The sequence below is a fragment of the Microcoleus sp. N9_A1 genome (assembly GCF_036701795.1).
Lineage (GTDB): Bacteria > Cyanobacteriota > Cyanobacteriia > Cyanobacteriales > Microcoleaceae > Microcoleus.
Map to the genome: position 1 here is coordinate 56,612 of NZ_JAUBRI010000016.1, position 21,414 is coordinate 78,025.

23 protein-coding genes are annotated in these 21,414 nt (G+C 45.0%); 8 read left to right on the plus strand and 15 right to left on the minus strand.

The annotated features are described in order from the left end of the window. Nucleotides 1-121: 121 nt before the first annotated feature. Nucleotides 122-1,555 (plus strand): BCD family MFS transporter, encoded by a 1,434-nt coding sequence (locus QUA58_RS10250; RefSeq protein WP_333252898.1) that lies wholly within the window; start codon nucleotides 122-124, stop codon nucleotides 1,553-1,555. Between the two features lie 233 nt (nucleotides 1,556-1,788). Next, the gene (locus QUA58_RS10255) at nucleotides 1,789-2,622 is read left to right on the plus strand and encodes an inositol monophosphatase family protein (protein ID WP_333252896.1); all 834 of its coding nucleotides are present in this window, start codon (nucleotides 1,789-1,791) and stop codon (nucleotides 2,620-2,622) included. A 352-nt stretch (nucleotides 2,623-2,974) separates the two neighbouring features. Here the strand turns inward: QUA58_RS10255 and QUA58_RS10260 are convergent, their stop codons facing one another. From QUA58_RS10260 to QUA58_RS10285, 6 genes are all read right to left on the minus strand, one after another. Next, the gene (locus tag QUA58_RS10260; RefSeq protein WP_333393919.1) at nucleotides 2,975-3,610 is read right to left on the minus strand and encodes a retron system putative HNH endonuclease; all 636 of its coding nucleotides are present in this window, start codon (nucleotides 3,608-3,610) and stop codon (nucleotides 2,975-2,977) included. Beyond that, nucleotides 3,607-4,860, minus strand: a complete 1,254-nt coding sequence (locus QUA58_RS10265; protein ID WP_333393921.1) for an AAA family ATPase — start codon at nucleotides 4,858-4,860, stop codon at nucleotides 3,607-3,609. Before QUA58_RS10265 ends, QUA58_RS10260 begins: the two co-directional genes overlap by 4 nt. A gap of 235 nt (nucleotides 4,861-5,095) precedes the next feature. Continuing rightward, a complete protein-coding gene (locus QUA58_RS10270; protein WP_333252888.1) occupies nucleotides 5,096-5,677 on the minus strand; it encodes an NAD(P)H-dependent oxidoreductase in 582 nt (193 codons plus the stop codon). A 37-nt stretch (nucleotides 5,678-5,714) separates the two neighbouring features. Continuing rightward, a complete protein-coding gene (locus QUA58_RS10275; RefSeq protein ID WP_333252886.1) occupies nucleotides 5,715-6,599 on the minus strand; it encodes a ChaN family lipoprotein in 885 nt (294 codons plus the stop codon). A gap of 599 nt (nucleotides 6,600-7,198) precedes the next feature. Further along, a complete protein-coding gene (locus QUA58_RS10280; RefSeq protein WP_333252884.1) occupies nucleotides 7,199-7,561 on the minus strand; it encodes a cupin domain-containing protein in 363 nt (120 codons plus the stop codon). A 96-nt stretch (nucleotides 7,562-7,657) separates the two neighbouring features. Continuing rightward, the gene (locus QUA58_RS10285; protein ID WP_333253013.1) at nucleotides 7,658-7,933 is read right to left on the minus strand and encodes a hypothetical protein; all 276 of its coding nucleotides are present in this window, start codon (nucleotides 7,931-7,933) and stop codon (nucleotides 7,658-7,660) included. A gap of 164 nt (nucleotides 7,934-8,097) precedes the next feature. Between QUA58_RS10285 and QUA58_RS10290 the strand changes: the two genes are divergently transcribed. From QUA58_RS10290 to QUA58_RS10305, 4 genes are all read left to right on the plus strand, one after another. Further along, a complete protein-coding gene (locus QUA58_RS10290; RefSeq protein WP_333393923.1) occupies nucleotides 8,098-8,736 on the plus strand; it encodes a peroxiredoxin in 639 nt (212 codons plus the stop codon). Between the two features lie 300 nt (nucleotides 8,737-9,036). Beyond that, a complete protein-coding gene (locus QUA58_RS10295) occupies nucleotides 9,037-9,621 on the plus strand; it encodes a Uma2 family endonuclease (protein ID WP_333393925.1) in 585 nt (194 codons plus the stop codon). 65 nt (nucleotides 9,622-9,686) lie between these two features. Continuing rightward, entirely contained in the window at nucleotides 9,687-10,661 is a 975-nt protein-coding gene (locus tag QUA58_RS10300; protein WP_333393927.1) for a cysteine synthase A, read from the plus strand. Nucleotides 10,662-10,767: 106 nt separating this feature from the next. Further along, nucleotides 10,768-11,067, plus strand: coding sequence for a (2Fe-2S) ferredoxin domain-containing protein (locus QUA58_RS10305; RefSeq protein WP_333252874.1), 300 nt, complete (start codon nucleotides 10,768-10,770; stop codon nucleotides 11,065-11,067). A 14-nt stretch (nucleotides 11,068-11,081) separates the two neighbouring features. On the opposite strand, the gene QUA58_RS10310 is transcribed toward QUA58_RS10305, so the two are convergent. The 5 genes from QUA58_RS10310 to QUA58_RS10330 all read right to left on the minus strand — a co-directional run bounded on the left by QUA58_RS10310 (nucleotide 11,082) and on the right by QUA58_RS10330 (nucleotide 14,525). Then, nucleotides 11,082-12,311 (minus strand): hypothetical protein, encoded by a 1,230-nt coding sequence (locus QUA58_RS10310; protein ID WP_333393930.1) that lies wholly within the window; start codon nucleotides 12,309-12,311, stop codon nucleotides 11,082-11,084. Nucleotides 12,312-12,476: 165 nt separating this feature from the next. Beyond that, nucleotides 12,477-12,764 carry an HNH endonuclease gene (locus QUA58_RS10315; RefSeq protein ID WP_190661290.1) on the minus strand — a complete coding sequence of 96 codons (288 nt, stop codon included), beginning with the start codon at nucleotides 12,762-12,764 and terminating at the stop codon, nucleotides 12,477-12,479. Between the two features lie 7 nt (nucleotides 12,765-12,771). Continuing rightward, nucleotides 12,772-13,140 carry a hypothetical protein gene (locus QUA58_RS10320; protein ID WP_333393931.1) on the minus strand — a complete coding sequence of 123 codons (369 nt, stop codon included), beginning with the start codon at nucleotides 13,138-13,140 and terminating at the stop codon, nucleotides 12,772-12,774. Between the two features lie 9 nt (nucleotides 13,141-13,149). Beyond that, nucleotides 13,150-13,419 (minus strand): hypothetical protein, encoded by a 270-nt coding sequence (locus QUA58_RS10325; protein ID WP_332985506.1) that lies wholly within the window; start codon nucleotides 13,417-13,419, stop codon nucleotides 13,150-13,152. Nucleotides 13,420-13,901: 482 nt separating this feature from the next. Continuing rightward, complete coding sequence (locus tag QUA58_RS10330; RefSeq protein ID WP_333393932.1) at nucleotides 13,902-14,525, minus strand: heme-copper oxidase subunit III; 624 nt, start codon at nucleotides 14,523-14,525, stop codon at nucleotides 13,902-13,904. A gap of 12 nt (nucleotides 14,526-14,537) precedes the next feature. Here QUA58_RS10330 and QUA58_RS10335 point away from each other — a divergent pair, with 12 nt between their 5' ends. Beyond that, nucleotides 14,538-14,711: a hypothetical protein gene (locus tag QUA58_RS10335; protein WP_333393934.1), complete on the plus strand. Its 174-nt coding sequence runs from the start codon at nucleotides 14,538-14,540 to the stop codon at nucleotides 14,709-14,711. Between the two features lie 122 nt (nucleotides 14,712-14,833). Here the strand turns inward: QUA58_RS10335 and ctaD are convergent, their stop codons facing one another. The 4 genes from ctaD to QUA58_RS10355 all read right to left on the minus strand — a co-directional run bounded on the left by ctaD (nucleotide 14,834) and on the right by QUA58_RS10355 (nucleotide 19,814). Beyond that, nucleotides 14,834-16,639, minus strand: coding sequence for a cytochrome c oxidase subunit I (gene ctaD, locus QUA58_RS10340; protein WP_333393936.1), 1,806 nt, complete (start codon nucleotides 16,637-16,639; stop codon nucleotides 14,834-14,836). Between the two features lie 78 nt (nucleotides 16,640-16,717). Continuing rightward, nucleotides 16,718-17,719, minus strand: coding sequence for a cytochrome c oxidase subunit II (locus QUA58_RS10345; protein WP_333252397.1), 1,002 nt, complete (start codon nucleotides 17,717-17,719; stop codon nucleotides 16,718-16,720). A 222-nt stretch (nucleotides 17,720-17,941) separates the two neighbouring features. Further along, the gene (locus QUA58_RS10350; RefSeq protein WP_333393970.1) at nucleotides 17,942-18,700 is read right to left on the minus strand and encodes a class I SAM-dependent methyltransferase; all 759 of its coding nucleotides are present in this window, start codon (nucleotides 18,698-18,700) and stop codon (nucleotides 17,942-17,944) included. A 97-nt stretch (nucleotides 18,701-18,797) separates the two neighbouring features. Next, nucleotides 18,798-19,814 carry an LD-carboxypeptidase gene (locus QUA58_RS10355; protein ID WP_333252403.1) on the minus strand — a complete coding sequence of 339 codons (1,017 nt, stop codon included), beginning with the start codon at nucleotides 19,812-19,814 and terminating at the stop codon, nucleotides 18,798-18,800. A gap of 73 nt (nucleotides 19,815-19,887) precedes the next feature. Between QUA58_RS10355 and QUA58_RS10360 the strand changes: the two genes are divergently transcribed. Further along, complete coding sequence (locus QUA58_RS10360) at nucleotides 19,888-21,321, plus strand: carotenoid oxygenase family protein (RefSeq protein ID WP_333252396.1); 1,434 nt, start codon at nucleotides 19,888-19,890, stop codon at nucleotides 21,319-21,321. The last annotated feature ends 93 nt before the right edge of the window (nucleotides 21,322-21,414 follow it).

A 21,414-nucleotide genomic window follows, 5' to 3' on the forward strand; every position in this document is an offset into this window, starting at 1 on the left:
TTAGATTTTAGATTGGGAATAAATAATTGTGTCTGGGTTGGCAGCACGGGCGTACAGTTGCATTATTTTTTAACTGGTATCAGTTACTATAAATGCTGATGCTGTGTTTATTTGAATAGTTATGTCGATCGACCGTTTGCCAGATTCTAGATTAACAGATTCCGCGACTGCTGCTATCAAGAGAGTTACCCTCGTGACTATGTTCCGGCTGGGTTTGTTTCAGATGGGGCTGGGTATGATGTCGATTTTGACGCTGGGGGTGCTCAATCGCGTGATGATTAAGGAGTTGGCGATTCCGGCTACTGTGGTGGCGGGTACGCTGGCAATGCACCAGTTTGTCGCCCCGGCTAGGGTGTGGTTCGGGCAAATGTCGGATGCTAAGCCTTTGTTTGGGCATCACCGCACGGGTTACGTGTGGGTAGGAAGTGTTTTGTTTGTAATTTCGGCTTTTTTGGCGGTGCAGGTGATGTGGCGCTTGGGAGCTAGTTTGGAGGCTGTGGGATGGACGACTCCTACTTACGGTTGGGTGGGTTTGTTGGGTTTGGTTTTTGCAGTTTATGGTATCGCAATTTGTTCGAGCTCGACTCCTTTTGCTGCTTTGTTGGTGGATGTTTCGGATGAGGAGGATCGATCGAAGTTGGTGGGTGTTGTGTGGTCGATGCTGATGGTTGGTATTATTATCGGGGCGATTGTCAGCAGCGGTTTGCTGAAGCAGATTGATGGGGATGTGCCGCGGGAAGTTTTGCAGGCTTCGATTAATGGTTTGTTTGTGAAGGTGCCGGCGGTGGTTTTGCTGTTGGTGGGGATTGCAACTTTTGGGGTTGAGAAAAAGTATTCGCGGTACGGGGTGCGATCGCTCGCAGTGAATCGAGAAGATAAAATTACTTTGGGAAGTGCGCTGCGGATTTTGACTGCTAGCCGTCAAACCGGTTTGTTTTTTACTTTCCTGCTGGTAATGACGATTTGTTTGTTTATGCAGGATGCGGTTTTGGAACCCTACGGCGGGGAAATTTTTAAGATGCCGATTTCGGAAACTACGCGGTTGAATGCTATTTATGGTACTGGTGTGCTTTTTGGTTTGAGTGCTACTGGTTTTTTAATTGTGCCGCGCATCGGCAAGCAAAATACGATTAGGTTGGGTTGTTTGTCGGTGGCTGCTTGTTTTTGTTTGATTATTTTATCGGGATTTACTGGTAATCCAATTGTGTTTAAGTCGGCTTTAATGTGCTTCGGATTAGCTTCAGGAATTACGACGACTGGTGCGCTAAGTTTGATGTTGGATTTGACTGCTGCAGAAACGGCGGGGACTTTTATTGGCGCTTGGGGTTTGTCGCAAGCGATGGCGCGGGGTGTGGCGACGGTTAGCGGCGGTGCTATTTTGGATTTTGGCAGGAGTTTGTTTGGGGTGCCGATGTTGGCTTACGGGTTAGTATTTGCTGTACCGGCGGTGGGTATGATTCTGGCTGTTTGGCTGTTGGGTAGGGTGGATGTGCGGGAGTTTCAGGATAATGCTAAAAGTGCGATCGCCACTATTCTTGAAAATGAATTAGACTAAGGTTTAGTCATTAGTCAGTAGTCAGTAGTCATTAGTCAGTAGTTATTAGTCATTAATCCAACGTCATTAGCATTTTGTAGGGGCGGGTTTAGCTAAGGATATATAATACAAATGACTAAAAAAAAGGCAAAACCCGCTCAGTCATTAGTCCAACGTCATTAGTCAATATTCATTGGGAATTGGCAATTGGATAATTCTCTCCCCATCTCCCTTAGTTGTTAATTGTTAGTGAAATGAAAGATTTTTGGAACTCTATTTTAATTTTTTCTCAAACTACTGTCAAGACAATCGGACAGCAATTTTTGAAAGATTTCGGTTATGCACAAGCGCATGAGAAAGATGATGGCACTTTGGTTACGCAATCTGACAATTGGGCGGATGCGGAAATTAGAAGTGCGATCGCAATTGCGTTTCCCAACCACGGAATATTGAGCGAGGAAGGAGAACACGTTTTCCCTGATACTGAATGGTGTTGGGTTGTCGATCCTTTGGATGCTACCACTAATTTTGCTCGCGGAATTCCGATTTGGGGGATTTCTTTGGGTTTATTGTATCGCGGAACTCCGGTTTTTGGCTGTGTGCATTTGCCCCCGGTGAATCAATTGTTTCACGGTTTTTATGCAGAGGATTTGGCGGGCGATAATGTATTGACAAATATGCCTCAAGGTGCATTTTTAAATGGTAGGCAAATTCGCCCGAGTGCTGATAAAATGAGCGGAAATCATATATTTAATTTGTGTTCGCGGAGTGTGGGAATTGGGCCTCATCTTCCGAGTAAAATTCGGATGTTGGGTATGGCTAGTTACAATTTTTTGATGGTGGCTTCTGGTGCGGCTATGGGAGGGGTGGAAGCAACTCCGAAAATTTGGGATATTGCCGGGAGTTGGGTAATTGTGAAGGCTGCGGGTGCGGTTTGGCTACCGCTGGAGTCCCAGGCGATTTTTCCGTTGGAAGTAGGGAAGAATTACGGGAGGGTTTCTTATCCCACTTTGGTGATGAACCGGCAGGAGTTGGTGTCGGTGTTTTTGCCGTTTGTGGAGGCTTGGAAGAAGAAGAAAATGGGCTGATATTAATGTCACCTCGAACCGAATAGGTTTGTAGTGAGGACTTTAGTCCTTCTTTCTTGCGGACTAAAGTCCTCACTACGAACCTGTTTTATCGTAGTGTAGGGATGCCCCAATCGTACAATTATTAAATAAAACTGCATGGCAGATGTGACGGAGGAGTCTCCCACGCCTGCCGTGCGGTTTGGAAGAAATATACCGACCGATGACCGATGGTTAAATTATGCTTGCTCTGGTGTATTTCTGCCAATGTGCGATCGGGTGGTTTTCTTTTAGGTCGATCGGGTGATGCGGTTCTGGTATAATTTAGAGTAAGTCTGATTCTCCATTTCGCAATCTTTGGGTGAGATTAAACTTAACAAACACCAAAATAATTCTTGAGAAAATACAAAACCGCATTACAAAAAGGCTGGTATCGCCCTTGTGCATCCATTTGTTGACAAACTTCAGCTAATAATTCTGCCTCTTCCTGCGTCGTCATTCCTTTCAGTGCTTCCAGTGCTTGAATTCGTCCCTGCGTTAAGTCATAATGGTTGAGTCCCAAAACTTTAATTGTTATTTCAGCGTCTTTTTCCTCATCTAAATTATTTGTAGTTGGCAGTATCTCACCAGTGCTAGAGTAACTAAAAAATTCTTCACAGTTCGACTTTAGTGGTGAAACTGCGATAGAAAGATTCTTTTTCTTATTCCCACAATACTCAGGCCAATTTGGACATCTGCCACAAGAACCTAGCAGATTTGTGTAATCAAGAGATAATTCTGAATCATTCTTGCTCTGGGGGGCTAAATGTTCAATATGGCTATTACTTTGCTCAACTTTCTTACAGCAGTAGCAGCAAATATAGCCTTGTTCACTTAGCAAAGAAATGTGTACCGATCCTTTTTCAGGATTGGAAAAAGTTTTGTAATCATAATTGACACCAAGAGACTTTTGTGTAGCCTTCCAGTCCGAAAAATCTTGAGGTTCTTTTCCCTTTTGAATATATTTCATTTATTGAGAATTTCCTTGCGTTGAATTAGCCAATCTGCTCTCACAAATTCTGGATCTTCTTCTCCCATTCTGTGCGCTAATTCTTGGCGCAATCGCCGTGCGTTGTCAAGTTCACCCTTGTCTATGAAGCGAAACAGTTCATGTAAAGATTCCTGAATTTCCTGCGGACGTTCAGGGGTTCCCATGAGCGTTTCTAAAATCCGATTGCTATCTTTCCCATAGGATGGTATTCGCTCAATCACAATTCCTTCAGATGTTGACCTCAAAAGATGAACCCATTTGAGATCGCTGATTACCTGTGGCGAATGAGTGGTAACTATAAACTGGCAATTAGGGAAAGTTTTTGCCAGATTCGGAATAATCGCCCGTTGCCATTTTGGGTGCAAGTGTAGCTCAATCTCGTCGATTAAAACAACCCCGAAACCCTGAAGTGGATTGCATGATGGATTCGGATTTGCGATCGCCAAACGCCTTGCTAAATCTCCTGCCAGTGCTAACAAGCATTTTTCACCATCGGATAGTTGATTGATGATAAGTTCATCGCCTTGTTTGTCCACAGTCATTCGCAAAGGCGATCGCCGAATCCGTAAATTTGAGAAGCCGTTTAGTAAGTTAGCGATCGCATCTCTGACTGCTTCTAATTGGCGATCGCGATACTCATTATAATTATTTAGTCGTAATTCGTTTTCTAAATCTTCCCGATCTCTAAACCATTCAAAAAAGCGCCTAAAGTCGATCTGCCCTCCCGTGAGTACCTCGTCATAAGCAGTTATCTGCTGAAACGAATGTTTCGTCCTAATCTTCAAAGGAATATCAAGTACAGCGCGGTTAGTTGGGTAGTAAATAGCTAGAGGTAATGCTACGTTGGAAGTACCATCTAACTCATTGTGTATGTTGTCAACAACAGTTTTTAACTCCGCAAGGTTGCTGCTAGTATCTTTGCTTCGCCCTTTAGTGACATGAGTTAAAGACCATGCCAATTCCTGCCCATCGTTGATTGAAATTGTGATTTTATTGTGAGTTTCTTTACCTCCTTTTTTGATGTCATCGTCGTTGAAAAATCGTCCAGAACTATTGGGGTTTTGAATTCGCTTTGTCAGCCAGGACAGCAGAATAGCCAGACAATCAAGTATGCTAGATTTTCCCACACCGTTGATACCGATAAACACAGTCGGCTCATCTCTATCAAACTCCAGGGTCAAATCGCTGAAGCCTCGGAATGAGTTCATTTTTAGACGCTTGACTTTCACGCTTTGGTTCTTGTTCTGGCTGAGTGGGTTATATTTTTGAGATTATATCAAATCAATACTGCCAAATATAGTCAACAATAGACAATATTGTCAAATTAGTAAACTATCTTAAGATTATCTGCGTTGCATCTGTGTTGATCTTCTTTGAAGGATCGGTTGATCTGCTCAACCAAAGATTTATGCAATCGGTTCTGCGTTACCAGGCACAAAGCGCCTGGTAACGAGTAAAATCGCCTTATGCGATTAATTTAGACAGGACATTCGACAATTTAGCACCGAGATTTTCAACAGATTCCTGCAGTTGGGCATCTTTCATCGTACCGTCATCATTAAATGCTTCAAAAGCTTTGGGAATTGCTTTCTGATCCGGGAGGACAAACACGTTAATATTACCCAGGATCGATCGCAAATGAACCAATCCCCGCAAACCGCCCAATCCGCCAGGGGAAGCACTCATAATCACCGCTACTTTGTCAGTAAAAGCCACCAATCCCGGTTCGCCAGGAGCTGGGCGCGATACCCAGTCGATCGCATTTTTCAACACAGGCGTAACCGAACTGTTATACTCGGGAGAAGCTATCAAAAACCCATGATGCGCTATCATCAATTCCTTCAACTTCCGGGCATTTTCTGGCATTCCCTCTTTTGCTTCCAAATCTTCATCAAATATCGGCAGCGGCAAATCGCGCAAATCTAAATATGTAACTTCTGCACCCGCCGCCCTAGCCCCAGCCGCTGCAACTTTTACCAGCAGTTTGTTGTAGGATGCTTCGCGGGTACTTCCGGCAAATGCCAGTATTTTTGGTCTGTTTGTCATGGATTTTTAGGGATAATTGCTTCTGAGTAAAATTTTACTATTCCCGGTGCTGCCAAACAAAGTCAGCAATAGATTTTTCTGCCGACAAAGCAGGATTTTCACTGGAATTGAATACAACGGATCGCGTTTTTACCTTCCCGACTCCCAAACGCCTCTCGACGCGGCTGGGAATGCCGTAACCGTAAATAATATGCCCTTTCCCCGCCAAAACTACAACTTGATAGTCGGGATTGGCTTTGACAAATTCAGCGATTTTTTCCGCCATAGTTTCGTCCCACAAAACTTGGGCTTGCAAAAATCTTTCAAAAGCCGTACTATTTCCCTGTGCTGCCTTTTGGTGTTGCTGATAAACTTCTAGCAGCAGTTGCCGATATTCGGGGTTGTCGGTGCGAATTTGGGAAATTGGCGGAATGTGCTTTTTGTCCTCTGCTGTGAGGCTTTCTAGACCTTGAGTGGCAACTTTTCTCGTGACTTCTGACGGGGTATTTAAGGCGAGGACGGGTAGTTGATTTTCTTTGGCAAACCGCAAAATGGGGGCGTAATATTCCCAGGGAAAACGCCATCTGCGATCGTACTCTGTTTGCTCGACTAATTGCTCTTCTGTCAGTTTACCAGCTAAGTAGTTGTCGATCGCACTTTGGAACGGACGCTGAAACATCTCCATTGCGATCACAATTTTACGATTTTGCCGCTGCATTTCTTGAATAATTTTCAGTTGAGCTTGGTGGTCTGTCTCGCTATCGTGAGTTTCTCCGAGATACACAATTTTCGCCTTCACCAACTGTTGCAGAATCTCTTGGTTAGTGTAAGTTTGCTGCGCTTGAGGCTTCACAGTCGGTTCCGCTGTCGCTATCACATTGCTACATAGCAGGAAAATGCTCAGCGATAAAACACACAGTTTGATGAGTTTGGTTGTTTTCATAAAAATATTATGCCTGTTTCTCGCAGCAGCAACCACAGCCGGAATCTACTATTTTAGCTGAGCAGCTAGAAAGCTCGATGCTTGATTTAACTTCACAATTACCCGCAATTATCTACACCCCTAGAGGGTTGTCTTCCCTCTTCCCTCTTCCTTCTTCCCTCTTCCGACCTTTGTAAAGTTTAGTTGCAGGTACTTGCGCTTCCGAGAGAAGGTGGTAAATTAATAATATGAAGCAAACAAAAAGCTTCTCCGACAGATACCAAATCCAGATCTCACAGCGAAGTTCACAATAGAATCTAAGGAGTAAAACGCTGTTTAATCTCACATCTGTCCCATCAAAAACCAATAGCAGCACCCACCAAAAAAGCTGATACTTCCTCAAATAATTAGAGGGGAGCAATGCAACTAAATCCGAGGATTATTGCAACTCCGCATCGAAGTTTTAAAAAGAGGAAATCACTCGGTACATAAGGCTGGGTGCTGTTGTTGTTAAAAGATATTTTCGGTTTGTGATGTTTTTTTCAGTAGAGGTAGAGCCTCTAGATATGCGTTACCGGGCAGAGCCGGGTAACGAGCATAAAAGGAGAAAAATTAGAAAATTACTGGAAAATAGTCTCGTCTTCCTTTCGCCACGCGGGATCGACGATACAAATAAATATTAGCGGCTCTGTGCCACAGTTGTAAATAAACTGCTTGGCGTTTGGCGGAATGTAAACGGCATCTCCGGCTTCTACGAATTGATTTTCGTCGTCGATGTGCATTTCTCCAACGCCGCTGAGAATGTAGTAAACTTCAGAAGTGGTCAGGGAGTGCAGCGCAGAAGTTTGCCCTGCGGGCAAAGTTGCATGGGCTAAACTGTAACGCAAATCCACAGCTTCTTTGTCTGGATGCAGCAATTCTCGCAGTTGAGTACCGTCGCCAGCAATAAACTCGTCGCAGGCATTTAGCTTTTGAATGAGCATTCTTTCCGCACTCCTAAAAATCTCTCTACCACAACTTAAGTTTAATTGAAAGAGCCAGAGATGTTAAGAAATGTGTAAAGCGGCGGCAGATTTTTTTTAACCGTAAGTTCCCGATTGCGATCGATAATCAGGACAGTCGATCGCATCTTCAGATAAAGCTATTGTAGGCTGAACGGGACACTTGAGGTGGTAGTCGCCGGTGAAAAATACGCAGTTAGCACAAGGGATTTGGTGCATCCGCTGAGCTCGGCGCATAGAGTCGGCGACAGTACGCCCGATACTCGAACACAGCAAAAAAACTAAGCCCCAGGCGGAGACAAAACACAGCGGGACTAAAACAGGCTGTATTGCCTTAAGCAAAAAGTAAAGCATAGCCAGAAAATTTAGCGGTAGGAACAGGCCGCACATACCTTACAGTAGTGGAATTGCCGATCGATCGACCAAAAAGTTTAGAATCCTTTACAGCTCGATCGAGAAACCGGGCAATTATGGCATGATAAGGAACAGTCCTTAAATAAAATTAGAGGAAATTAGTTATGACTCTGCGATTAGGCGATACAGTTCCCAACTTTACCCAAGCTTCGTCCGAAGGGGAAATCAATTTCTACGACTGGGCTGGGGATAGCTGGGTCGTGTTGTTTTCCCACCCAAAGGACTATACTCCAGTGTGCACCACCGAACTCGGTGCAGTGGCCCGTCTCAAGTCTGAATTTGAAAAGCGGGAAGTAAAAACCATTGCCCTCAGCGTCGATGATGTGGATTCTCACAAGGGCTGGATTAAAGATATTGAGGAAACTCAAAATGTCACCCTCAACTATCCGATTTTAGCAGATGGCGATCGTAAAGTCTCCGACATTTACGACATGATCCATCCCAACTCGCTGAACAACTTAACAATCCGCACAGTTTTTGTGATTGACCCGGAAAAGAAATTGCGTTTGAGCATTACTTATCCGGCGAGCACTGGTCGGAATTTTAATGAAATTTTGCGAGTAATTGATTCCTTGCAACTTACCGACAAATACAGCGTTGCGACTCCGGTTGATTGGAAAGATGGCGACGATTGCGTAATCGTACCTTCGATTACCGACCCCGCAGAGTTGGCAGAGAAATTTCCCAAAGGCTATACGCCGATTAAGCCTTATTTGCGGATGACTCCTCAGCCGAATAAATAGGTTTAACATTCCTGGACGCAGAACCTAATTATGTAGGGTGCCCACGGAGCACCTTACCTCTATAATTCGCGCGTCATATCAAATCCGTTGACATCGGAATTATTATCTCTCTCTTCTCTTTCTCTGTGTCCTCTGTGCCCTCTGTGGTTTAATCATTCCGATACAACCGGAATTGATCCCACACCAGCTTATAGCTAGGACTTGAGTCCTTAATCCTGATTTTCGAGGACTCAAGTCCTCACTACAAACAAAGAAATTGTGCAATCTTGTCTGAACAATTTAGAGTGGAGGAAAGGCAAAATGCTGTCATCAACAATTGTGTTGCGAATACCGCCAAAATTGCAAATGACAGACGACGAGTTTTTCGAGTTCTGTCAAATCAATAGTGAGTTACGCATTGAACGCAACAAATCGGGAGAATTGCTAATTATGCCCCCTACTGGTTCGGAGACGGGAAACCGAGAAGGTAATATATTTGGGCCGCTGTGGGTTTGGGCAGAACAAAATGGTACTGGTTTAGCGTTTACTTCGAGTACAGGATTTACTCTGTCAACAGGTGCAGAAAGGTCGCCGGATGCTGCTTGGATTAAATTGGAAAGATGGAATGCTTTGTCACCCGAACAAAAGCAAAAATTTGCCCCTATTTGCCCTGATTTTGTAGTAGAACTCAGGTCGGGTTCTGACAATCTCAAGCCATTGCAAGAAAAAATGCAAGAATATATGAGAGAACCAGGAGTGCAGTTAGGCTGGTTAATAGACCGCAAAAATCGCAGAGTTTATATTTACCGTCCGGGTTTGCCAGAGGAATGTTTGGAGAATCCGGCTACAGTTAGCGGCGACCCCGTTTTGCCTGGATTTGTACTCAATATGAGCAAGATTTGGTAGAACTGGTAGCAATAAATATCAACTTATTGTAAAAATTAATAATAGGATGCAAACACACAAAAAATATGGATATTAAAAACGGCTTTGTAGGCACAATCGGCAACACACCACTAATTCGCTTAAACAGCTTCAGCGATGAAACTGGCTGCGAAATTCTCGGCAAAGCAGAGTTTCTCAATCCCGGCGGTTCTGTAAAAGACCGGGCTGCTTTATACATCATCAAAGATGCAGAAGAAAAAGGCTTGCTGAAACCGGGCGGCACCGTTGTTGAAGGCACTGCAGGCAATACTGGCATCGGTTTGGCCCACATTTGCAACGCTAAAGGTTACAAATGTTTGATTGTGATTCCAGATAACCAATCTCAAGAAAAAATCGATGCTTTGAAAACCTTGGGCGCTGAAGTTCGGACTGTTGCCGCTGTTCCTTACAAAGACCCGAATAATTATGTCAAATTGTCGGGAAGATTGGCTGCGGAAATGGAGAATGCAGTCTGGGCAAATCAGTTTGACAATTTAGCCAATCGCCGAGCTCATTACGAGACAACTGGGCCGGAAATTTGGGAACAAACAAACGGGAAAATTGATGCTTGGGTAACAGCTACTGGTACCGGCGGCACTTTTGCTGGGGTAGGAATGTTTTTGAAAGAAAAAAATCCTGCTGTTAGAATTGTCTTGGCAGACCCGATGGGCAGCGGGCTTTACAGTTATTTCAAAACTGGAGAAATTAAGACTGAAGGTAGTTCGATTACTGAGGGAATTGGCACCACTCGCGTCACTGCAAATATGGAGAATGCCCCGGTAGACGACGCGATTCAAATTCACGATACTGAAGCTGTCCGGGTGATTTACCAACTGCTGAGAAAAGAAGGGCTGTTTATGGGGGGTTCTGTGGGGATTAATGTGGGGGCGGCTGTGGCTTTAGCGAAGCAAATGGGGCCTGGACATACGATTGTTACGGTACTCTGCGACGGCGGGGCTCGGTATCAGTCGCGTTTGTTCGATCGACAATGGTTGGCTTCCAAAGGTTTATCACCAGATTAATCGTAGGGTGCGTTGCGGCGCACCTTAAAATCTGGGCTTATATGCGCGCACCTATTCCCATGATAAAAAAATAGCATATATGTAGCAGATTGTCAAGTAAAAAAACATGAAAATCACAGAATTTTCTAGGCAAGTTCTTGTTTGCCAAAACCGCACTTGTCGCAAGCAAATTGCAGCAAAGGTACTGGCAGCTTTTCAGAAATTGTCGCCCTCAGAAGTTGAAGTTGTTGCTAGCAGTTGTTTGGGACAGTGCGGCAACGGGCCGATGGTGTTGGTGCTGCCAGAAGAGGTTTGGTACAATGGCGTTTGTCCTGAAGAAGTTGCGACAATAACTGAGCAACATTTGCGCGGAGGAAAGCCAGTGGAGAGGATGCTTTATCGCAAGTTTCACCGACTTTCTCATTAGTCGATCGCCCGCCTTTAAAATTCTTCCGCAAACAACCGGCGGAGAATTTCCGTGACTTCGGCGCAAAATCTGGCGTCGAGTTCGATCGCCAAGCGATCGACATTGGAACCGCCTACAGGTTTTTCTGCCCGCAAAGTCATGGCTAAAGTTCTGAGTTTTGCCGGCTTTCCCGCCGCCTTCGGCCGTTCGTCAACAAACCGCACTAAAGCCACATAAACTGTTTCTAGGGTTCCCCTGATCGAGCTCAGTCCGTAACCCAATTTTGAGATAATTACTGGAGAAGTGATCAGGCTATCCATCCCCAAAGTTTTAATTGCTACGTCCACATATCGAGCGCTGTCGTGTCCCATTGCTCTGACAATGCTTTCTAAGCTGTTCCACTGAGATGCTTTCATGCGCGATCGCTGTTCGATGTGGAAGTGCCATCCTAACATGGAAATCAGCCTGGTTAAGTCATAAGCAGATACGGAATTTTTTTGTTTTGTGCTGTTTAATGCGGCACTTAACAGCACTTGTTTTTTGGTGAGATCGAATATTTTGGGGTTATTGTGATAAGGATTTTCGCCGTAATCGCCGCGAAAAATTAGGTCATTATTGCCAGTAGCGCTCTTCAGCCATTGCTCTAGTCCTATGCGAGTATCGAAGCGTTTGAACATCGCGGCTAAGGAGTTTGAACTTGCTATATGTGAGGCATAGCTAATCATGTCTTTTGCTACATCGTAAAAGTAAAAATCTTGTTTTAGCCCGTTGCCATCTCTAACAACGCAGTTGTCAATGTCGCAGTCGGGATATTTGTTATTTATTTGACTGACGATATTAAGGAGTGCGATAATTTTAGTGGCACTCCACTGCTCAGAATTGGTAAGCGCGTTTTTTCCCAGCCACTGCGCCTGAATTTTGCCCTCTACAAAAGTACCAATGCAAACGCAGGCTTCTTTGATGTCTTCGTGGAGGAAACTTAAAGCTTGAGAGTTAATTTGAGGTAGTTCTCCCAGGCTGGGAAATGGGGTAAGTTTGAGGGGATTATTGGGTCCGGGAATAGAGCTAATTAATTTTAAGCCGTCGGGTTTCTGTTTGAGATAATCGGGATAGTTTTTAATTTCTTGTAGGTAAGGGGATTTTTCAATGCCCCGGTCTAAAAAAGCTAGTTTGTTGATGTTAGCTTTGGCATCTATTTCCATTTGGAGGTAGTTTTTGTAGATGCGCGCTCGGTCTTTTGCGAGTTCGAGGGAGGTGAGGTTCATGATAATATTTGGCAGTTTGTTACGAATAAGTAAATCACTATACTAGGATTTACGCAAACAAACCGGGTTGCTGTGCAAAATTTTGGGTTAGGAAACGAAAAATTAATGAAGAAACCGGGCCTCAGAGAGTAACTGCGTCCAAGACTATATATCTGAGCTCGCTCCCTACGATCGAGCTTTTTTGCCGCGTACTTGAATGCGTTTGTCGGTTTTTTGTTTCTTAATCCAAGAGACAAATTTCTGGAGTTCAGGGTCATTTTTGAGCTTTTCCAGGGTGTTGAGCTCTTGGGCGAGATGTTTGTTGTCAAATAGAGAGTGAATCTGGCGGTGACAAGCGGAGCAAATGTCGATTGTCGGGCTTGGATCTTCGTTTTTCCGCTTGGTGTTTTGTTTGGGGATGAGGTGATGGGCGGTTAATGCTTCCATTTGTCGATCGCACAATTCGCACTGCATAATTTTCTCAATGCTGTTTTATAGGCGTTTTAAAAACCATTTCATATTCTCGATTGACGTTCGAGTAGTTATCCAAATTGCCGCCATAAAGCCATGTTTGGACAATTTCTACCGCATCTTCAAGAGAGTCTACGCGGATGCGCGCCACTGCATTGTCCCATTCGCTTTCGATATTCCAATCTTCTAAATCAATTCCTATTCCCTCCAAATCTGTATCAATCCAAACGTGCCTCTCGGGACAAGCAGTGCTTTGAAAAGACAAAGTGCACAAACAAGTTTCAGCGCGATTAGTTTCAATCGCTTTGAATATCTTACTTCTAAGCATTTGCCTGAGAGTTTCAGTAATATCATTTTTTGATGCAGTTTGCTGATTCACAATATCACCTCATTTTTGGAACTTATCGCGATTATCTGTTAGTAACTTCCGCAGATTTTTACCCCCGACTATCCCTGCTTTTAAAGCATTTTCAACCGACATAGTTTTTGCCTCTGCGGGCAAGACTTCACTAATTCCACCTTTGCGGAATTTGCCAATATATTCCTCTACAGATATTTGGCGATTTTCGTAAAGCTGGCGAGTAGTAGGTGAATTTAGATTACCTTGATTGTGTTCTCTAGCCCAACGCTCAAATTCTGGGTTTAGTTGCTGATTCACAATATTAGACACTACTTGGCAAATAGAACATTAAACTGCGAGAGATTTTGCCGGCCGCGCTGGCTAAGTAGACCGAAGTTGGAAGACCGAAGTTGGAAGAAGGAAGAAGACATATTGCAGCAAGCTTTTTAGTCATCCGTATTTTACGTTTAATTAGGGGGATTTATATCAATTCCGGCTGCGTCGGAATGATATAGAGGACACGGCAGTGCCGTGTCCCTACCGCGCTCCATTGTAGGGACACGGCACTGCCGTGTCCTGATTTCGGGTAATATTAATTCCGATACAACCGGAATTGATATTACTTATAGCCGATCGAGGAATTGATTTGCCAACTTACTCCTATTATAGTGTAACCAAAGTTGACGGTCGCCACAAACAGTTAGCGAACCTGCACGGTAGCCAGCAGCCCAAACAATAAAAAAACCCCCAATTGGGGGTCATACAAATCTCTTGTGGCAGAGGTTGAAAAGCCTCTGGGATCACAAAATATACAGTAACAGAAACAAAACAATCCAAATCACATCGACAAAGTGCCAGTAAATCTCAGTCGCTTCGATTCCGAAGTGGTGCTCACTAGAATAGTGACCTTGCGCGCGCGATCGCCACACCACCGCCACCATCAGCAGCACTCCCAACGTAACGTGCAAGCCGTGAAAAGCAGTCAAAACGTAAAAGCAACTGGCATACAAATTCGTCGTCAAGCCAAACTCTAAATGAGCGTATTCGTAAACCTGACCGAACAAGAAAACTGCGCCCATAGCAATAGTTACGAGCAGCCAATTACGCATTCCCACCGCATCATTTTTTTTGATTGCAGTATCCGCATTGTGAATCACAAAACTGCTAGCAATCAGAATTACCGTATTGATTCCCGGCAGCAATAACTCGCGATCGGGCGTACCTTCAGGAGGCCACGCGGGGGCCATCGCCCGATAAATCAAATACGCGGCAAACATACCGAAAAATATCATGCCTTCAGCGCACAGGAACACAATTACCCCTAACATCCGGTGGTCGGGATGCTCGACACCGTGTGCTTCTACCTCGCCCTCGTGGTGGTAATTCAGGGCTGTTTTTGTCGGATCTATCGCGGGAATTTGCATAAGAAATTGGTAATGAAGAAGTCAGTTGTCAGTTGTCAGTTGTCAGTGGGCAGTTGGCAGTTGGCAGTTGGCAGTTGGCAGTTGGCAGTTGGCAGTTGGCAGTTGGCAGTTGGCAGTTGGCAGTTGTTAGTTGGGAGCTGGGAGTTGGGAGCTGGGAGTTGGCAGTTGGGAGTTGGCAGTTGTTAGTTGGGAGTTGTTAGTTGTTAGTTGTTAGTTGGCAGTTGTTAGTTAACAGTCAACAGTCAACAGTCAACAGTCAACAGTTTTTATTCCCAATTCCCAATTCCCAATTCCCAAATAACTAATAACTATTCGCCATCTTGACTTTCATCAGCAGGAGAATCAACATTTACCTCTGATTCAGGAGCGACCAAAGTTGCAGTACCGCCAAAGAAAGTTGAAGCTTGAGCCTCAGCAATAGGAATACCTGTTTTCTGGGCGTTACGGGTGGCATTTTCCCTCAGCTTGAGCCTGAGACGTTCCCCAGTATTCTGAATTTTTTCCATGCCGTAATCGTAAGGCCCCGTTGCCAATACCGGCACTCCTTCAAAATTTTCGATCGGGGGCGGCGAAGTCGTCATCCATTCCAAACTCAAAGCTTGCCAAGGATTGTCACCTGCTTTCGGGCCGTACCTCCAGCTCCAAATCACATTAATGATAAACGGGATTGTAGACACTGCCAGCATATAAGCACCGACAGTACAAATGACATTAATTGTGGTAAATTTCGGGTCGTACATTGCCACCCGCCGGGGCATTCCTTGCATCCCCAAAGCGTGCATCGGCAGGAAAGTTACAGTAAAGCCCACATAGGTTAAAACAAAGTGAACTCTACCCCAAAATTCATTAATCATCCGCCCCGTCATTTTGGGGAACCAGTGGTAAAAAGCAGCGTAAATTCCAAACACTGAGCCGCCAAACAGCACGTAGTGTAGGTGAGCGACGACAAAATAAGTGTCGTGAACGTGAATGTCGAAAGGTACGGAAGCTACCATGATCCCGGTGATGCCGCCGAGGACAAATGTTGAGATAAAACCCATCCCAAATAGCATCGCGCTGACAAGCCGGAGTTTGCCTCCCCAAATAGTTGCCAACCAGCTAAATATTTTAATCCCAGTTGGTACGGCGATGATCATAGTCGTGATCATAAAAAACATCCGCAGCCAGCCGGGAGTGCCGCTGGTAAACATATGGTGCGCCCACACGATCAAGCCCAAAAAGCTGATCGCGAGACTGGAATATGCGATCGCCAAATAACCAAAAATTGGCTTGCGGGAATGCACCGGCAAAACTTCTGAAATCACCCCGAAAAAGGGCATAATCATAATGTAAACTGCCGGGTGCGAATAAAACCAGAATAAATGCTGGTAGACGATGGGATCGCCGTTGCCTGTTGGGTTAAAAAATGCCGTCCCTGCTAACAAGTCAAACGACAGCAAAATCAAAGCTGCGGCTAAGACTGGAGTAGCAATCAAAGTCAGCGCTGAAGTCGCAATCATCGCCCAGCAAAACAAAGGCATATCATTGAGACCCATGCTCGGAACCCGCATGGTAAAGATGGTAACGGCAAAATTAACCGCCCCCAAAATCGAAGAAGTTCCCAGAATCAAAACGCTGAGAATCCAAATTTCTTCCCCCGCTTGAGCAGTAACTAAGCTCAAAGGCGGATAGGAAGTCCAACCCGCTTGTGGAGCTCCCACCAAAAAACTGCTCAACAGCAACACGCCGCCTACGGGAATTAGCCAAAAGGCGATCGCATTCAGCCTGGGAAATGCCATGTCTTTTGCCCCAATCATTAAGGGGATCAAAAAGTTAGCAAATCCGGCTCCGGCGGGTACGATCCACAGGAAGATCATCACCGTCGCGTGAACAGTAAATAAACTGTTGTAGAGTTCGGGGGGGACAAAATCGGAGTCGGGGGTGGCGAGTTCTGTTCGCACCAAAGTTGCCATCACGCCGCCGATTAGATAGAAAATAAATGTTGTGACTAGGTATTGAATACCGATGACTTTGTGGTCGGTATTAAAAGTGAAGTAGTCGCGCCAATGTCTATCGGCGGGCGCTGTTCCGCGAGCCTCAGTGTTTGCACTTTCTTGGAACTGTGCTTGTGTCATAGTTATTAGTCATTAGTTATTAGTCATTAGTTATTAGCTTAGGATAAAATACCCAGTGCCAGAAACTAATGACTATTTTTAGTGATGAGTTGGGTGAAGTTGTTCTAGGGTTTCGGAATTAATTTTTATTTCCCTGACGTAGGGAGCCAAAAATTCACCGTCTGACAATTCCCCAGGATTGACTGCAACTGCTTGCTCTAAGTTTTGACTGCTAGCAACTTGCTGGCTTTGCAGCCAACCGTCGAATTCTTCTGGCGTGTGAACGACTGCTACAGCTTTCATCGCTCCGTGATAAGCGCCACACAATTCAGCACAAACAACCCGGTATTCGCCGGTTTTAGTTGGTGTAAATCTCAGTTCGCTCGGCCGCCCAGGAATTGCATCTTGTTTGAGGCGAAATTCCGGCAGCCAAAATGCGTGCAGCACGTCTTGAGCTGAGATATTTAGCTGTACGTCGCGGTTGACTGGCATATGCAGTTCGCCGGAACTAACACCGCTTTCTGGATAGCTAAAAATCCAGGCGTACTGCAAACCTGTGACATTTACAACTAAGTCTGCTGGTTTGTTTTCATTTTCTGGGGAAGCGCCGACGCCTAGAGCCACAAGTTTTCTAGACGGAATTTGTGGGGTATTTTGACCTGTTTCTGAGAGTGTGGCGGCGATCGCACTTCCGCGCATTTTAGAGTGCGCTTGCATGGTGCCGTGGTCGTGATTGCCCATCGGATCGAGGCCTCCCATTGAGTTGTAAATCTCAAAACTGTAGACTCCGATTCCTAAAATAATCACCGCCGGCACGGCTGTCCAAAGAATTTCTAAAGGAAAGTTGTCATGCCAAGGCGGCCCGTCTGTGTTGTCTCCTGGACGGCGGCGATATTTAATTGCAGCAAAGATGAGAATTCCCTGGACCATGATAAATAGTCCAGTGGAAATGGTCATCATTGTATTGAATAGTGCGTCTATGTCGGATGCTTCGTCAGAGGCGGCGATCGGCATCAAACCGTGATTCTGCCCGTACCAGAGACTGATCAGAGTCACTACGATGCCGGCGAGCATGGTGAGGATGGAACTTGGAATGTTCACGCTGGTACTTCTTAATAGCGACACTTCTTCGCTTAAAAAATGAAAGAAGCGCCTCTGGGTTATCAAGTTTTAATTGTAAATGGTATTTTTAGTAAAATGTCTATCTTAAGGGTTACTTAAGGCTTAGTATGTTTGACTGAGCGATCGCCAGTGCACACAAATACGTCTTTTGTACCTTGACAAAAATGATTAAAAATGGTAAGCAATTGCTCTGTTTGGCTGCTAAATTTGAGATTGTTTCTCAAACACCATCAAATGCTGCTGGGGCAACATATCTTTTGTCTCTTTCCATACTAAACCGACGGCGGCCATTTCTTTTTTTACCTGCTTCTGCGTCATTTTGTGCAAACCTTTAATGGGAATCAGCGGGTTTTCGCCCCGATACTCGATCGATACCGTGCGGCCTCCCGGTTTGAGTGCTTTGACAATTCCTTGCATCATTTCTCTGGGATATGCAAATTCGTGATAAGCATCGACCATTACAACTAAATCTACGCTATTTTCCGGCAAATTCGGATTGTCCATACTTCCCAAAACTGGCTCAACGTTAGCGATATTTTTTTCTTTTTTATTCAATTCCAGAAAATTAATCATTTCCGGCTGCACGTCAACTGCTAAAACCTTTCCTTCTGGAACTAAGGGAGCGATGCGAAAGCTAAAATAGCCAGTTCCAGCTCCAATGTCGGCGACAATATCGGTTGGTTTTAAATCGAGATTGTTGACTAATCGAGCTGATTTTTCTTCCATGCCGCGAGACGGTCTTTCCAGCCAACCAGCGCCTTGATATCCCATGACTTGGGCAATTTCTCGACCCATGTAAAATTTGCCTGTTCCGTCGGGATTGTGGACGGTTCGCTGCTGGTAAATTGTGTCGCCATTTGCGGTTTTACTTGCTGCTGCACAGGCATTGAGCGGCAACAGGCAAATTATTGCTAAGATAATTGCTGCTAGCGGTTTGAGGAATTGTCGGTTTTTCACAATCGTCCTAATTGTATGTTTAATTTTTTCATTACCAGGCTCTGCGGGGTAATGCAGGAGCAGAGGAAGAGCTTCGCGAATATCGAGAATAGTTTAAAATTTAGCTGACAGCGGATTCTAACAATTTAATTGTACCAGAGTCAGCGTCAATTTCAACTTCTAGACCGATCGGCAAAGTGAACTTATCCCGAATGTGTCCCACCATTGAACCGTACCACGCGGGAATCTTCAAAGGGCGAATGTGGTCGGACAAGACTTGAGGTAAGGTTAGGGACTCTTGGGGTTTTTCAGCTTCGCACTTGGTACAGTCTCCGAAAATAAAACCGGATATTTTATCGAGAATGCCCGCTAATTTGAGCTGCGTCAACATTCTATCGATTCGATAAACTTCTTCGCCCACTTCCTCGACAAACAAAATACAATTTTCCCACTCCGGCAAATAAGCCGAACCCACCATTGCGGCTATTACTGATAAATTGCCACCAATTAGTTTTCCCCTAGCTCTTCCGCCCGTGATTGTTTGAACTGGCACGGTTTTGGAGTTTTGCATCGTAACAGAACCTCCGTCAAACAAAACTTTCTTGAGGTAATCTACTGTAAAGGGGCTCCAAGTTGACGCACCTAAAGGGCCGTGAAAAGTAACTATATTAGTTTTAGCATAAATCGCCAATAACAGCGCAGTAATATCGCTGAATCCCATAATAATTTTGGGATTGTTGCCGATAATATCGTAATCCAGGAGCGGCAATATCCGAGCACAGCCCCAGCCGCCCATCCCGGTAAAAATAGCTCGCACTGAGTCATCGGCAAAGGCTGCGTTGACATCGGCGGCGCGATCGGCATCCTTGCCTGCTAAATAGCCGTAGCGGTCGTAAAAATGCTCTCCCAATTTAACTTTTAATCCCAGCTTTTCGATAACTTTAAAAAAATCCTCGATTTCTTTTTTGTAGTTGAAAGCCGCAGGATTAATTAAAGCTACTGTATCGCCGACTTGCAGGCGGCGCGGCTTATCGATCGCACTTTTGGGAGATAGGTTGGTTTGGGCGAGGGGCAAAAGCTGAGTACCAATAGCAGTCAGCCCAAAAGTTGTGAGCAGAGCGCGGCGGCGGAGAGTCATAGCTGTTAGGTAATTTTTGCTATAATTGTATAGCAAAATCTCTGCCATATCAGTTTAAAATTGCGAGTTTACAATGAAAACCGACACTAAAATCTCAGCTAAAAAATCTTGGGCTAAAGCTTTAGCCCATCCTGCTGGAGAGTTTCCGCTGACTCAGCTATTGGTTAAAAGCGGTAAAATTCCCAACGGATTGCGCGGAACTCTCTACCGCAACGGGCCCGCACGTTTGCAACGCGGTGGCATGAATGCGGGACACTGGTTTGATGGCGATGGTGCAATTTTGGCAGTACATTTTACCGATGTCGGTGCTGCTGCTGTTTATCGCTACGTGCAAACACCGGGATATCAAGCTGAAGAAAAAGCCGATAAATTTCTCTACCCTAATTACGGCATGACAGCACCGGGCCCTGCGTGGCTGCGGTGGACTAAATCTGTGAAAAATGCTGCCAATACTTCAGTTTTAGCTTTGCCCGATCGTCTTTTAGCTTTGTGGGAAGGCGGCTTGCCTCACAGCCTGGATTTGCAAACATTGGAAACTCAGGGAACGGACGATTTAGGAAGTTTAGAGAGCGGATCTTCTTATTCAGCTCACTGCAAGCGCGACCCGATTACTGGGAATATTTTTAACTTTGGAATTACACAGGGTGCTAGTACAAAGTTGAATCTCTATAAAAGCGATAGTACAGGCAAAATATTCCAAAAAGCAACAATTGCTTTAGATGGAATTCCGATGATCCACGATTTTGTTTTTGCAGGGAAGTATCTCATATTTTTTGTGCCACCGATGCGACTAAAACCTTTATCGGTTTTAGCTGGAATTAGCAGTTACAGCGAGTCTTTTGAATGGAAACCCGAGTTAGGAACGCAGATATTAGTTGTTGACTCGGAAACTCTGTCTTTAGTTAGTTGCGGCGAAACCGAACCTTGGTTCCAGTGGCATTTTGCTAACGGTTTTGTCAAGGAAGATGGTTCGGTGGCTGTAGATTTTGTGCGCTTCGCTGACTTTCAAACTAATCAGCGGCTGAAAGAAGTAGCGGCGGGTGAAACTCGCACCGATGCGGAGGGGACTCTGTGGCGGGTTCATCTCAATCCTCAAACTGGCAAAGTGACAGCAGCCGAAGAATTGCTGGATCAAGCTTGCGAGTTTCCGATCGTACCTGCTTCAGAAATAGGGCAAGACGCACGATATATCTATCTGGCAATGTATCGGCCTGACGTTGATATTGTAGCGGAACGTTATGGTGCGATCGCCCGTTTGGACACGCAAAGCCGCAATCTCACAATTGCCGACTTGGGCGAAAATCGCTATCCCACAGAGCCCATCTACGTTCCAGATATTTCCTCGGAGAAAGGTTGGATAGTAACAGTTGTTTACGACGGCAATTCTGACAGCAGCGAAGTCTGGATATTTGACAGCGACGGACTTTCCCGCGAACCTGTTTGCCAGCTAGAACTACCTGGTGTCATACCTTTGGGCTTTCACGGCACTTGGAAATCGGCAGTCTGAGAAAATTGTAAAGAAGTGTTACGGAAGATTTATTAAAAATTGTTGCCGCTTCTGTGTCAAGTTGTTAAGGTGTGTGTAGATAGGAAATTCTCA